13 protein-coding genes are annotated in these 12,982 nt (G+C 64.3%); 5 read left to right on the top strand and 8 right to left on the bottom strand.

Going from position 1 to position 12,982, the window contains the following annotated elements; genetic code table 11:
* The 6 genes from GXY33_12260 to GXY33_12285 all read right to left on the bottom strand — a co-directional run.
* Positions 1 to 165, bottom strand: a 165-nt coding sequence (locus GXY33_12260; GenBank protein NLX05904.1) for an AAA family ATPase, incomplete at its 3' end; no start/stop codon positions are given.
* Between the two features lie 3 nt (positions 166 to 168).
* On the bottom strand, positions 169 to 456 hold the full coding sequence (locus GXY33_12265; protein ID NLX05905.1) for a hypothetical protein: 288 nt from the start codon (positions 454 to 456) through the stop codon (positions 169 to 171).
* A 128-nt stretch (positions 457 to 584) separates the two neighbouring features.
* Positions 585 to 1,790 (bottom strand): 2,3-bisphosphoglycerate-independent phosphoglycerate mutase, encoded by a 1,206-nt coding sequence (locus GXY33_12270; protein ID NLX05906.1) that lies wholly within the window; start codon positions 1,788 to 1,790, stop codon positions 585 to 587.
* Positions 1,791 to 1,824: 34 nt separating this feature from the next.
* A complete protein-coding gene (locus GXY33_12275) occupies positions 1,825 to 2,763 on the bottom strand; it encodes a 1-phosphofructokinase family hexose kinase (GenBank protein NLX05907.1) in 939 nt (312 codons plus the stop codon).
* Positions 2,764 to 2,802: 39 nt separating this feature from the next.
* On the bottom strand, positions 2,803 to 3,861 hold the full coding sequence (locus GXY33_12280; GenBank protein ID NLX05908.1) for a class I fructose-bisphosphate aldolase: 1,059 nt from the start codon (positions 3,859 to 3,861) through the stop codon (positions 2,803 to 2,805).
* A gap of 32 nt (positions 3,862 to 3,893) precedes the next feature.
* Positions 3,894 to 4,103, bottom strand: coding sequence for a dodecin domain-containing protein (locus GXY33_12285; GenBank protein NLX05909.1), 210 nt, complete (start codon positions 4,101 to 4,103; stop codon positions 3,894 to 3,896).
* 321 nt (positions 4,104 to 4,424) lie between these two features.
* Between GXY33_12285 and GXY33_12290 the strand changes: the two genes are divergently transcribed.
* From GXY33_12290 to GXY33_12300, 3 genes are read left to right on the top strand one after another with little or no spacing between them, the layout of a single operon-like run.
* On the top strand, positions 4,425 to 4,865 hold the full coding sequence (locus GXY33_12290) for an Hsp20/alpha crystallin family protein (protein ID NLX05910.1): 441 nt from the start codon (positions 4,425 to 4,427) through the stop codon (positions 4,863 to 4,865).
* A gap of 41 nt (positions 4,866 to 4,906) precedes the next feature.
* A complete protein-coding gene (locus GXY33_12295; GenBank protein ID NLX05911.1) occupies positions 4,907 to 5,311 on the top strand; it encodes an Hsp20/alpha crystallin family protein in 405 nt (134 codons plus the stop codon).
* 26 nt (positions 5,312 to 5,337) lie between these two features.
* Positions 5,338 to 5,826, top strand: a complete 489-nt coding sequence (locus GXY33_12300; protein ID NLX05912.1) for an Hsp20/alpha crystallin family protein — start codon at positions 5,338 to 5,340, stop codon at positions 5,824 to 5,826.
* 104 nt (positions 5,827 to 5,930) lie between these two features.
* Here GXY33_12300 and GXY33_12305 read toward each other — a convergent pair whose 3' ends face one another.
* Positions 5,931 to 7,007 (bottom strand): hypothetical protein, encoded by a 1,077-nt coding sequence (locus tag GXY33_12305; protein NLX05913.1) that lies wholly within the window; start codon positions 7,005 to 7,007, stop codon positions 5,931 to 5,933.
* Positions 7,008 to 7,171: 164 nt separating this feature from the next.
* On the opposite strand from GXY33_12305, the gene GXY33_12310 reads away from it, so the two are divergent.
* On the top strand, positions 7,172 to 8,797 hold the full coding sequence (locus GXY33_12310) for a family 10 glycosylhydrolase (protein ID NLX05914.1): 1,626 nt from the start codon (positions 7,172 to 7,174) through the stop codon (positions 8,795 to 8,797).
* 194 nt (positions 8,798 to 8,991) lie between these two features.
* On the opposite strand, the gene GXY33_12315 is transcribed toward GXY33_12310, so the two are convergent.
* Positions 8,992 to 11,586, bottom strand: a complete 2,595-nt coding sequence (locus GXY33_12315; protein ID NLX05915.1) for a glycoside hydrolase family 2 protein — start codon at positions 11,584 to 11,586, stop codon at positions 8,992 to 8,994.
* Between the two features lie 204 nt (positions 11,587 to 11,790).
* Here GXY33_12315 and GXY33_12320 point away from each other — a divergent pair, with 204 nt between their 5' ends.
* Positions 11,791 to 12,735 carry a M48 family metallopeptidase gene (locus GXY33_12320; protein NLX05916.1) on the top strand — a complete coding sequence of 315 codons (945 nt, stop codon included), beginning with the start codon at positions 11,791 to 11,793 and terminating at the stop codon, positions 12,733 to 12,735.
* The last annotated feature ends 247 nt before the right edge of the window (positions 12,736 to 12,982 follow it).

The raw sequence follows: 12,982 nt of genomic DNA on the forward strand, positions 1-12,982 counted from the left end.
CAGGTTCTCCCGCGTGCGGTCCACCCCTTCCTCCTCGGCGATTTCGCGCACCGCATCGCCGAGCGAGAACACCGGCGTGTCACACCGCCGGGCCAAATGCTCGGCCAGCACGTCCTTGCCCGAGCCGTTGGACCCGGTCACGGCGATGACTCTCATGCCCGCCATGGTTCAGCGGAACCTCGACACGGCGTTGGTGACCGCGGTCCGCAGGTCGTTGTACGCGTGTTCGAAGCCGGAGCGCATGTCCTTCCACGCATCGCCGCCGGACCGCTTGAGCTGGTCGAGCCTGGCCCGCGCCTCGCCGCGTTTGGTCTTGAGGTCCTCGACTTTGTGCCGGTACTCGATCTTCCGATCGGCTTCGGCCTCCTGGGCCTTGCCCTCCAGTTCGCGGATCCGGCCGTCGAGTGTCTTGAGCTCAGCCTCCATCTTCTCCTGGTACGCATCTTTCGATTCCATCGTCATAGCTCCTTCCGTTCGGAAACTCTCTGACGCAATCATCGCGGTGCTTCGGCAACGGTCTGTTGTTCATCGAGCGAACGGGATCATGACCTGCTCCGGCACGGTTGCCCAGTGCGGAGTCCTCTTCATGCCCCGAACTTCTTCAATCGTTCCGCCTCGGCGAGCATCAGCGGCATCAGGTGCGTTGCCGGCAGGGTCGCGCCCAGCCCGCCGGCCATGCACGCCCGCTCGCCGAACTGCTCCACCGGGTCCGCCCGCACGTGGCGCGACCAGAGCAGCACCGGCACCGGCTGCCAGCCGTGCGACTTGAGCATCGACGGCGTCGAATGGTCGCCGGTGACCGCCAGCACGTCCGGGTCCAGGCGTCGGACCCGCGGCGTCAGCGTGTCCGCCGCTTCGATCAGGCGGACCTTCCTGTCGAAATCCCCATCCTCGCCCGCGCTGTCGATCTTCTTGATGTGCAGGTAGAAGAAGTCGAACGCGTCCCAGTGGCGCTCCAGCGTCGCCACCTCATCCTCCGGCTCTTCACCGGTCTCCAGCGCCGTCATTCCGATCAGCCGGGCCAGCCCGCGGTACATCGGATAGGCGGCGATCGCCGCCGCCCGCACGCCGAATACCTGCTCCATTCGCGGCCAGTCCGGACGCTCCGCGAAACCGCGCAGCAGCACCATGTTGGCTGGGTGTTGATCGGCCAGCCGCTTTTTCGCCTCGGCGAGAAACTGGCCCACCAGCGCAGCTGTCTTCTCCGCGCGCGGCGACCGCGGTTGCGGCTCCAGCGGCGATGCGCCCGTCGCCTGCGGATCGGTGTCCGTCACGTCTCCAGAAAGCCCCGGTCCGCGCAGCACCAGCAGCAGCCGGTACTCCTTGACCGTCTGGACGAACACGTCCACGTTGGGCAGTCGGATGTCGCGCAGCACCTGGCACAACCGGCGGTTCGTTTCGCTGTCGATCCGCCCGGCCCGCCGATCGACCACGCATCCCTCGTCATCGACGGTGCAGAAATTGCCCCGCGCCGCCACGTCGTCCGGCTGCAGGTCAAAGCCGATTCCCATCGCCGCCAGCACGCCGCGTCCCACCTGGTACTCGATCGGATCGTACCCGAAGAGCCCCAGGTGCGACGGCCCGCTGCCCGGCGTGATGCCCGGTCCCACCGGCACGTGCAGGCCGCAGATCCCCTCCGCCGCCAGTTCATCCAGGTGCGGCGTGTTCGCCGCCTCCAGTTCCGTCGGCCCGCGGACCTCCCGCGGCAGACCGCCCAATCCGTCCAGCACCATCAGCACGATCTTGGTCTGGGCCGGCTCGATCAGACTGCGGACAAACTCCAGATCCATGGGTCGACTCCCCTTCCTCCCAGGCGGATGCTCATCATGCCCCGTCCTTTTCGGCGATCCGGCGGTAGAGCCGTTCGGTGTCGTCCTTGTCGCAGAGCTCGGTGCCGGCGGTCATCACCGCGGCGCTGCCCGCCGCCACGCCGAACCGGACCGCCTCGAGCATTTCCATACCGCGGGCCAAGGCCAGAACAACGCCCGCGACCGTGCTGTCGCCCGCGCCCACCTTGCTCTGGATCCTGACCGTCGGAGCCCGGATTCGCCGCCGCTGATCGCGGCCGACGTACAGCACGCCCGCCGCTCCCAGCGAGACCACCACGTGCTCGGCTTTGCCGGAGTCCACCAGGTCGTGCGCCGCCTCCTCCTGCTGCGACTCGTCGCGAAGCTCGTCGCCCGTCAGGTCTCGCAGCTCGTTGAGGTTTGGCTTGACCAGGAACACCCCTTCCTCCACCGCATGGCGCAGCGCGATGCCCGAGCTGTCCACGATGATCCGGATCCGATGCTCTTTGGCCAGGCGCACGGTCAGGCGGTAGAAGTCATCCGGCGCTCCCGGCGGCAGACTGCCGCTGGCGACCAGATACTCCGGTTGCGGATCCAGGTAGCTCAGCTCGTACAGGCAGCGCCGCCACTCCTGCTCCGAAAGCGGCGGACCGGGCAGGACGAACCGGTACTGCTGACCGCTCGACTCCTCGTAGACGGTGAAGTTCTCCCTCGTCCGTCCGCTGGTCGGAACCGCCACGTGGCGCAACTGCTGCCGCTCGAGCAGCTCTCGCAGCATCTGGCCGGTTGTCCCGCCCGCCGGGAACACCGCCAGCGATTCGCCGTCAAGTTTGCGGATCGCCCGCGAGACGTTGATGCCGCCGCCTCCCGGGTCGTACCGCGGACGCTCGCACCGCAGCTTCCGCTCGGCGACCAGTTGCCCGGTGCTCGTGCTGATGTCGATCGTCGGATTCATTGTCAACGTGGCAATCTGCATAGGCTTTCGTAGGCTTCTAACTCCTGGCTTCTTCTCCCCTCACGCCACCGTCACCTCGCGGCACAGATACACGTCCTGGACCGCGTTGAGCAGCTTGACGCCCTCGGCCATCGGCCGCTGAAACGCTTTGCGGCCGGTGATCAACCCGGTTCCTCCGGCACGCTTGTTGATCACGGCGGTCCGCACCGCCCGCTGCAGGTCATCCTTGCCCTTCGACGCGCCGCCCGAATTGATCAATCCCACGCGGCCCATGTAGCAGTTGACCACCTGCCAGCGCGCCCACTCGATCGGATGGTCGGGGGCCAGCTCGCTGTAGACCCGCGGATCGGTCTTGCCGAAATCTACGGCTGGAAATCCGCCGTTGTTCTCCGGCAGTTTCTGTTTGATCAGGTCCGCCTCGATGGTCACGCCCAGGTGGTTGGCCTGGCCCGTCAAATCCGCAGCCGCTTCGTAGTTCGTCTCGCCCTTGCGAAACTCCGCGTTCCGCAGATAGCACCAGAGCACGGTGAACATGCCCAGTTCGTGGGCCCTTTCGAAGACCTGGGCGATCTCCACGATCTGCCGGTCCGACTCCCGCGAACCGAAGTAGATCGTGGCCCCCACGCCGACCGCGCCCATCTCAAACGCCCGCTCCACCGATGCGAAGAGAATCTGGTCGTAGTCATTCGGATACGAAAGCAACTGGTTGTGATTCAACTTCACGATGAACGGAATCCGGTGGGCATACCGCCGTGCCACCGCTCCCAGCACGCCGACCGTCGAGGCCACGCCGTTGCAGCCGCCTTCGACCGCCAACTCGACGATGTGCTCCGGATCGAAATAGTCCACATTCGGGGCGAACGCTGAGGCCCCCGAATGCTCAATCCCCTGATCGACCGGAAGGATCGAAAGGTACCCCGTGTTCGCCAGCCGACCCGTCCCGTGCAGCCAGCGCAGATTCCGCAATACGCTCACCGGCCGGTCGGTCGCTGTCCACACCCGCTCGATGAAATCCGCGCCCGGCAGATGCAGCCTTTCCCTGCCAATCCCGCGGCACCGATACTCCAGCAGCGCCTCGTCCTCATCGAGCCACCGGCGAATCTCCGCGATCTCGGCCATGACCGGACCTCCCCTGACGCACGTGCGCCGGACTATTCCTTATCCTTCAAAACGAACGTGACCTTCATGTCCACCTGGTAGCCGACAATCCTGCCGTTCTCGATCACCACCTTCTGCTCCTTGATCCACGCCCCCTCGACGTTCTGCACGGTCTTGGTCGCCCGCGCGACGCCCTGTTCGATCGCATCCTCAAAGCTCTTGTCCGACCGGCACGTGATTTCGATGATCTTGGCTACGGACATGACAGACCTCCCTTTCCAGAAACCGACCCGTTGTGCATGAAGCCCAAGGCGTTCCCCCGGCTGCGACGCCGAATTCGGCGCCATGACCTGATCGTAGCGGCCTCGGCGCGGGCCCACAATCAGGGGAATCCCTGATTCTGCGATGGGGCGGCTTCCCGCCTCCTCCATCCGATCGGGGATTCCCCCGACGTCGTCCTTCGGGTCCGCCATCAGGCGGGAATCATCGTCAGCCCTGATTGAAAACCCGCTTGGCGGCCCCACAATGGTATTTGGCGCGACTTGCGCCGATTCTGCGTGGATCGTGTAAAGGGAGGCCAACTCATGGTGCGACAAACGTATTCTCCGCTCGTCCCCGCCGCTGGACTCCGGCGAGCCATCGATCGCATGTTCGAGGATTTTCCCTGGGCGCTGGAACGCCGCTGGCCGGGCGCTGCGCGGGCGTTTCCCGCGATGAACGTCTGGGAGGAAGACGACGCCTACGTGGCCGAGTCCGAACTTCCCGGCGTCAAGCAGGACGACCTCGAGATCACCGCCGCCGGCCAGGAACTCACGGTCAAGGGCCGCCGTCCGCCGGTCGAGGGTGAAGATCTGACTTATCACCGCCGCGAGAGGATCGCCGGCGACTTCGTCCGGACCATGACCATGCCAGGGCAGGTCAAGGCCGATCAGATCGAGGCCAACTTCAGGAACGGTGTCCTGACCATCCGGCTGCCCAAGGCTGAAGAGGCCAAGGCCCGGCGGATCGAGGTCAAAACCCAGTAGGCCGGCCCGTTTCACTCAGGAAGTGATGAAAGGAGATCGACATGGCCCAGGAAGTTGAAGTCAAACGCAGCGAAGAACAGGCCGTCACCGAACCGGAGCAGACCCGGACCGGCCGGACCTATATACCCGACGTGGACATCATCGAAAAAGAAGATGAGCTGATGGTCCTGGCCGACGTGCCCGGCGCCGCCTCCGAGAACACCGACGTGGTTTGTGAGCGGGACATCCTCACCATCCACTGCCGCGTCGATCCGAGGCAGGACCCGCAAGAAACCAACTTCCTGCTCCGCGAGTATGGCGTCGGCGACTACTTTCGTTCGTTCCGGCTCAGCGACGAGGTGGACTCCGAAAGGGTCCATGCGGAACTGCGGCAAGGCGTCCTGACTGTGCACGTCCCCAAGTCGGCCGCGAGTCGACGGCGCAAAGTCGAAATCAAGTCCGAATGACCGGACATCGAGAAAGGAGAAGAACCATGCGACTGACCAAGTGGCGCAGACCCGATGAGTCCGGCCAGATGGAACGCCGGGAGGAAGGCCCGATCGCCCGCTTCCGCGACGAAATGGACCGCGTCTTTGGACGCTGGCTCCGCGAGATGCGCGAAGAGGGTTTCTCTTCGTTCGGTGAAGCGTTCGAACGCGGTCCCAGCGTCGACGTCGCCGAATCCGAAGACGATGTGACCGTCAAAGCCGACCTGCCCGGCGTCGAAGCCTCCGACCTCGACCTGAGCGTCTCGGGCAATACGCTGACCATCCGCGGCGAAAAGAAACAGGAGCAGGAAGAAAAGAAACGCGACTACCAGTTCGTCGAACGACGCTACGGCAGCTTCTGCCGCAACGTCACCCTGCCCAGCCCGGTCGATCCGGACAAAGTGGACGCCACCTTCAAGAACGGCGTCCTGACCGTGACCATGGCCAAACGCCCGGAAGCCCAGACCAAGAAGATCAGCGTCAAAGGAGAATAGAGCGACGAAAGACCCGCTGAGCGCGGCGGAGTCTGCGTGTGCGCCCTGTGGTCTCCACGCCCTGCCGGCGTTCCGCGGCGGCCGTCGCGGATCGGGTCTTCGCTCTACCTGCTGTCGCGCATCAGCGTCGCAAGAAACCCTTCCGCGTCGGCCCGCGATAGTCCGTCCCAGCCGACCTGGAAAATGAAGCCCTTGCCACCGATCTCCCGCACGATCCGCCGGGCGCCCTCGGCGTCCACGTACATCTGACACAGTTTGCCCGCGTCGCGGATGCGCCGAAGCACCGCCGGCCAGCGGTCCGCCGGCGGATTGCCGTCGCCGGGAATCCACTGGACGCCCCAGAGGTTCTCCATCTCCAGCAGCATGTCCAGGTGCGGAAGCTGCCCCTTGCCATCGAGGTGATAGAACCCGTGGTCCAGAAACTCGCAGCACGCCCGCAGGTCCGGCATCACGAACCGCTCGAACATCGCCGGCGAAATCATGTACGCGAAGTCCGACTGCAGCATGTAGCACTTGCCCGGCGACCAGATCGGCGCCCACGGCGTGCTGCCGCGGCCGGTCCGGCGGACAATGTCGTACAGCTCGTCGTAGTAGCGCATCCACAGCCCGGTGATCTTGCCCACCACCCGGTCGATCTGCTCCGGTGCGTCGTGCAGATCGGTCAACAGTTGCTCGGTCGACAGCAGCGACGCCGCGACGTCCAGGTTGCCGCCGAGGTCCGTAATCGAGACGCACACCCGGTCCTGCCAGGCTTCCGCCGCGCAGCGCGTGATGTCTCTGACCCGTTGCCACCAGACGTTCTGCGGGTCGTACCGCGGGTCCAGCCTGTGGGCCGAGGCCCCTTCCGGCGGGTCGAACCATACCGTGTCCGGGGCCGCGCCCACCTTCGACCCCAAAAACCCAGCCATGATCCCCGGTCCGAAGTTCACAAACCACTTGGGAAACGCGTCGCCGTAAAACCGCTGGGCCTCCAGGTGCTTGCCGTACCGGTCCACCACCTCCTCCGCCGGCATCGACATCGGCAGACTCGGCACAAACGGCGGTACCTCCGGCAACTCGCCGTCCGGCTCGAAGCCCGTCATCACCACCAGCGGCCGGTCCAACTCGCCCGCCCAGAACGCCGTCCAGTCCCGCTCGATCCGCGCCCAATCCTCATCCGTAAACCGCACGTTGATACCCATATGGTCCCTTTCCTTCTTCGCCGAATTCTCCAACCCCTCCACCCGCCTGTCAATCTCCGCCTCCCCATTTTGCACTTTGATATTTTCAATTTTCAATTTTCATTCCCTCTACTCCCAAAGGTACGATGATCCAAAACCCTGTTACCATAGCAGAGGAACCTGCCATGTCCGCACACCGTCTTTCCAAACCCTATCGCCTGATGTGGAACGAAGACGGCGGCACGTTGAGCTTCTACAATTCGCCCATGACGCCCGACCAGGTCGCCCAGGCCCACTTCGGCTTCCTCGAGGGCACGCCCGTCGACGCCTACATGGCCGCCCTGGGCAATTGCTGCGGTTACACCACCATGTATCCCACCGCCGTCCACGGCATGGAGTTCATCGTCGATCGGCTCCAAAAGGCCAAGGGCGTGGCCAGCGACAAGGGCGTGAGCCTCTGGCGCTACGCTGAGAACGTCCGCCTTCTCCATCAGGCCGGTCATGACGTGCTCGATCTGCTCCGACGCGAGGCCCGCCGTCTCAACATCGCCTTCTGGTTCCAGCTCCGCATGAACGACTGGCACCACGGCGGACCCGAAGGCAAACTCAACCTCCTGGCCAGCGACTTCTACGCCGACCATCCCGAATTCCTCATCGGCAAAGAGGGTGCAGCGGGCTGGCCCGACGGTTGGGCCAACAGCATGGCCCTCTTCCAGGACTACGCCCACCCCGAAGTCCGGCAACTCCGCCTCGACCTGGTCGCCGAAGCGTGCAGCCGCTACGACGTCGACGGCTTCGAGTACGACTTCATGCGATGTCCCGGCTACTTCAAGTTCGGCCGCGAACAGGCCAATCTGCCCGTGATGACCGATTTTGTCCGCAAAACCCGCGCGATCCTCGATCGGATCGGAGCGAAGAGGAACCGCCCGCTTGGCCTGTCGGTCCGCGTGCCCAACACCGTCGAAGGGGCCAGACGCCTCGGCCTCGACGTGCCCGCGTGGATCGACGAACACCTCGTCGATATCGTCGTTCCCTCCACCTTCTTCAACGCCGACCTCGAAGAGGACGTATCCGAATGGGTCGAGCTGGCCCGCGGCCGCGGCGTGCGGATCAACCCCGCCATCGAGGAAGGCTATCAGGCCGGCCACACCGGCGGCCTCGTCCGCTGCTTCTACAATCCGCCCGTCATGCTCCCGCTCTCGATCGAGATGGCCCACGCCATCGCCGCGCGGCACTGGGCCAATGGGGCCGACGGACTATATCTCTTTAACTGGTTCGGCACTGCCGCGACCTACAATCTCGACAACCGTTCCGCGCTCGATAACATCGGCGACCCGCTGCGTCTCCGCCACACGGACAAGCGCTACGTGGTCATGCGCTACGACGGCTCATGCCCCAACTGCCTGCCGCAACAGCGCCAACTTTCAGCCGCCCTCACGTCCGACCCCACCACGATCACCATCGACGTCGCCGACGACCTGCCCGACGCCGCCGACCGCCTCCGCGCCGCTCGCCTCAGTATCCACCTGACCAACCTCACTGTCGCCGATGCCCTCGAAGTCGTCCTCAACGGTCAGGCCCTCGCCTGTGACAACCCCGTCGCCTCCGGCGCCTACAGCCCTACCGACCGCTTCTGGCAACACTACGACCTGATGCCGACGCTGCCGCGCAAAGGCCGCAACGAGATCACGCTTCGCCTCGCCCGGCGCAACCCGGACCTGGCCGATCTGCCCGTCGAACTCCAAGACGTCGAACTCGAACTCCTCTACAACTATCCCAACGGCCGGTGGCTTGGACTGCCCAGCCATTAGCAACTGACCCGCTCTTAAAGAGCCGCGACTGTGAGGGAGTGGGGGCGTCCACGCGTCGCCACGACTTCATTGTGAAGAGGCTCGGAACACGCGGAGCACGCGAAAAGAAGGGATTGACAGGGGACAAAACAAACCGGGCTCCGCCGCAGATGGTGGAGCCCGGTTGGCACCTTAACGTTCGCTGTTCTGGCTTCTCACTTCTTCCCGCCGTCAAACCACCGGACTTCAATATCCCCCTTCTTCACCCTCTCCGTCGTGTCAAACCGGACCTCCGCAATGCGCCCGGCTTCGACGTGCATGAAGTTGTCCTCGAACACGCACTGTCCGTTCGGCGGAACCACGCCGGCGTACAGGGCCAGCGAATCCGTCTCCATCCGCACCGTATAGCGCCACGTCCCGCCGACCTTCTTTTCCGCCGTTTCGTAACGCAGCGCCGCCTTCGGCAGCTCCAGTTCCACCGGGTCCGCCACCCAGTACGCCGGATACGCCTTGCCGCCCGAGGCCGCTTCCGCCGTCAGGTAACACCGCGATGCAACAAACTGCGCCGCGTCCATCTTCACTGACCGCAGCAGGTCGGCCGACACCTTCTTGGCCGCATCGGCCCCGACCGTAAAATCGACCTTGCCCGACGCCAGCGTCCGGCCGCGGAAATCCGCGACGCGGATGCGAACCGACGCCTTCCACGCCTCCGGCATCTGGTTTACCGCGTGGAGCTCGAAGGTTCCATCCGCGCTCCGCACGATCGAAAGCATCCGCGGCGCGCAGGCCCGGCGGACCGAAAAGTACGCCGGCTTGCCCCGCAGATCGTAGTCCACCAGCGACCAACTGAATCCCGGCCAGCAGTCGTTGAGCTGCCAGATCACCGCGCCGCTGCAATCCCACAGGTTCCGCCGGTAGTGCTCGATGGCGTAGCTGAGCCCTTTGGCCTGGACGAACTGGGTGTAGCGTTCGAGCTGCTCGTAACTCTTCGCCGGACCGGTCACGCCCGCCAGCATCACCTGCACCCGCTCCAGCGACGATCGGGTCTTGTCCCGGAACAGGATCGCCTTCGACCGCAGCGTGAAGCCCTTGGCGTCAAGCCAGGGTTCAAGCGTCCTGCGATACGGCAACCCCTGCAATCCGAATTCCGAAACGAACCGCGGCACCAGGTCCGAGTAGTGCCGATAGTTGGCCATCTCGTTGCGATCCACGCCCTTCGGCCACGCCGTGTCCTCGCCGAACTGCCGCGGCATGCGAATGCCCGCCCACACCTTCCACGCGTGGTGGTCGCCCTGCCGATAGTCGTTGTGATCGTCGCCGCCGATCGGGCTCGAGGCCCAGTACGGCGTGGTTCCATCTTCGCTCGCCACGATCTCCGGCAGCACCTTCTCATAGAGCGGCAGGCACGGCAGCTTCCGACTCTTCTTGTTCCAGTGGCACTGATCGTCGATCCACTGGTTCTCGTTGTTCCCGCACCACAGGGCCAGGCACGGATGGTTCCGCAGCCGCTTGACCTGCTCGACCGCCTCCGCCCGCACGTTCGCCACGAACGCTGCGTCGTTCCCCGGGTATGCGGCGCAAGAGAACATGAAATCCTGCCAGACCAGCAACCCCAACTCGTCGCACGTCCGGTAGAACACCTCCGGCTCGTAGATGCCGCCGCCCCAGATCCGCACGCAGTTGAAATTCGCCTCCTGCGCCAACTGCAGCAACCGGCGGTACCGCTCGTCCGAAGCACCGCTGATGAAGCTCTCCGCCGGGATCCAGTTCCCGCCCGCCGCAAACACCTTCCGGCCGTTGACCTCCAGCGTGAACGACCGGCAGTCCTTGCCCTGCGGCTTCTGCAGGATGCGTATCGTCCGAATGCCCACCCGCTCGCGGAGCCGGTCCACCGCCTTGCCCCCCTCGTCCTTCACGACCACCGAAAGGTCGTAGAGGTTCTGCTTGCCCATGCCCGCCGGCTGCCACAGCGCCGGGTCTGGTATCTCGATCCGCGCGTCGGTCTCTTGCTTCGCCAATTTCACCGACTGCTCGATCTTCTGCTTGCCGTGCCGTAGCGTGACCTCGGCCGTCCACCCCTTCTTGGGCGGCTGCGAAAGCTCCAGCCCAAGCCGGCATGTCGCCTTGTCCTTGCCCAGCTTCACCGTTCGGAAATGCCACCCTTCGATCCGCGCCGCGTCGGCGGAACGCAAATACGCCGGCTTCCACATCCCAGCCAGCACGATCCGCGGGCCCCAATCCCACGAAAACTCCATCTGCGCCTTGCGAACCCACGCCCGGCCCTTGTGGAATGGCGCCCACTGCCCGTCCACCTCCGGCTTCGACTCGAGGTACGGACCCAGCGGCGGAAAGACCACCAGCAACTCGTTCTTCCCCTTCTCCGACAGCGCGTCCGTCGCGTCGAACCGCCACGTGCGGAACATGTTGTCCGCCACGCCGAGGCACCGGCCGTTCAGCACCACCGCCGCCAGCGTGTCGAGCCCCTCAAACACCAGCTCCTGCCGGCCCTTCCCCTTCGGCGACGCGAATGTCGTCCGGTACACCCACAGCCGGTCCTCGATCCACTGCAGCTTCGGGCAGTTCAAATCCTTGTACGGATGCGGAATCTTGCCCGCCCGCAACAGGTCCTGCCACACGTCGCCCGGCACCCGCGCCGGCACGTCAAACTCCGGCTGCGACAGCTTTGCCGCGAATCTGTCTTCCGTTACAAACGCTTCAAGCTCGCCCGGCCGAAGACGATCCTGTTCCCGCTTGCTCACCTTCAGTCCCAGAACGCGCCACGACCCGTTCAACTCGATCCTATCAGCCATTTGCCGTCTTTCCTCTATATAACCGGTGATCTCCAAACCGCACAACCCTACCCCTGACACCCATCAAAATCAACGCTTTTCACCCTCCCCCATTTTGCACTTTGAATTCTGCACTCTGCATTCTCCATTCGCCTCCGCCTTTGCATTCCACTACCCATACACATAAAATCAAAGCAAACGTACGCACTCGTCAGGATGAACGTTATGGCCGCCACCCTCTATGACCTGGTCCGCGAAAACAAGCGAAACACCTGGCTCCTCGCCTTCTCTTTCTCCGCGTCCGTGATCGGCCTGGCCGCCTTCTTCGGCTACGCCATCGCCGTCACCCAGTACCCAGGCTCCGAGCAGCACGTCACCCTCGTCGCCGTGGCCGTCGCCTTCGCCGTCACCGTCGTCATGCTTACCTTCAGCTACTTCGGCGGAGCCGGAACCCTCCTGTCGATCTCTGGAGCCCGGCCGCTGGTCAAGGAGGAAGACCCGCAGCTCTATAACGTCATCGAGGAACTCGCCATCGCCGGCGGCCAGCCCGTGCCCAAAATCTACCTCATCGAGGATTCCGCCCCCAACGCCTTCGCCACCGGCCGAAATCCCGACCACGCCATCGTCGCCATTACCCGCGGCCTCCGCGACAAACTGACCCGCGCCGAACTCCAAGCCGTCATGGCCCACGAAATGAGCCACGTCCGAAACTACGACATCCTCTTCGCCATGATGATGGCCGTCCTCGTCGGCGTCGTCGTCCTCCTGGCTGATTATTTCCGTCGATCCCTCTGGTACGGCGGGCGGCGTTCCTCCCGGCGCTCCTCCAAAGGCGGCGGCGCCGTGATCGTCATCCTCATCGTCGCCATCGTCCTGAGCATCATCGCCCCGATCCTGGCCAAGATCATCGAACTGGCCGTCTCCCGCCAACGCGAATACCTCGCCGACGCCTCAGCCGTCGACCTCACCCGCGACCCCGACGCCCTCGCCTCCGCCCTCGCCAAAATCTCCAACGACCCCGAAGTCCTCGAAGCCGCCAACCGCGCCACCCAACACCTCTACATCGTCAACCCCATTAAGTCCTTTGAAGAACGAGCCTCCAGCCTCTTCTCCACCCATCCGCCCATCAAGGACCGCATCGCCCGGATCCTCTCCCTCAAACACGCCTGACCCTCCGTGATTCCGCACTTTCCTGCGTCCCCCCGCAAATCTCTGTCCCTGCCCAGAAATCCCCTGCAAATCCTAAGACGACCGTGAGGCCCAGTGAGACTTATAAGGCTGTAAATAATTGGGAAGTCAACTGTTACGGCGATCACATGAATTGTGCCCGCCCGATTTGACTTTCCCGGATTCACCCGACATCTTTATCCCGCAGGGGAAACCTGCCCGGCCCATCGGCCGAGGCTCTTTGACAACC

It is taken from the genome of Phycisphaerae bacterium, assembly GCA_012729815.1.
Classification (GTDB): domain Bacteria; phylum Planctomycetota; class Phycisphaerae; order JAAYCJ01; family JAAYCJ01; genus JAAYCJ01.

Bases quoted from the DNA above. Each gene is read 5' to 3' on its own strand.
- GXY33_12290 (NLX05910.1), top strand. From the start codon at position 4,425: ATGGTGCGACAAACGTATTCTCCGCTCGTCCCCGCCGCTGGACTCCGG.
- GXY33_12310 (NLX05914.1), top strand. From the start codon at position 7,172: ATGTCCGCACACCGTCTTTCCAAACCCTATCGCCTGATGTGGAACGAA.
- GXY33_12300 (NLX05912.1), top strand. From the start codon at position 5,338: ATGCGACTGACCAAGTGGCGCAGACCCGATGAGTCCGGCCAGATGGAA.
- GXY33_12320 (NLX05916.1), top strand. From the start codon at position 11,791: ATGGCCGCCACCCTCTATGACCTGGTCCGCGAAAACAAGCGAAACACC.
- GXY33_12305 (NLX05913.1), bottom strand. From the start codon at position 7,007: ATGGGTATCAACGTGCGGTTTACGGATGAGGATTGGGCGCGGATCGAG.
- GXY33_12315 (NLX05915.1), bottom strand. From the start codon at position 11,586: ATGGCTGATAGGATCGAGTTGAACGGGTCGTGGCGCGTTCTGGGACTG.
- GXY33_12280 (NLX05908.1), bottom strand. From the start codon at position 3,861: ATGGCCGAGATCGCGGAGATTCGCCGGTGGCTCGATGAGGACGAGGCG.
- GXY33_12275 (NLX05907.1), bottom strand. From the start codon at position 2,763: ATGCAGATTGCCACGTTGACAATGAATCCGACGATCGACATCAGCACG.
- GXY33_12285 (NLX05909.1), bottom strand. From the start codon at position 4,103: ATGTCCGTAGCCAAGATCATCGAAATCACGTGCCGGTCGGACAAGAGC.
- GXY33_12295 (NLX05911.1), top strand. From the start codon at position 4,907: ATGGCCCAGGAAGTTGAAGTCAAACGCAGCGAAGAACAGGCCGTCACC.
- GXY33_12270 (NLX05906.1), bottom strand. From the start codon at position 1,790: ATGGATCTGGAGTTTGTCCGCAGTCTGATCGAGCCGGCCCAGACCAAG.
- GXY33_12265 (NLX05905.1), bottom strand. From the start codon at position 456: ATGGAATCGAAAGATGCGTACCAGGAGAAGATGGAGGCTGAGCTCAAG.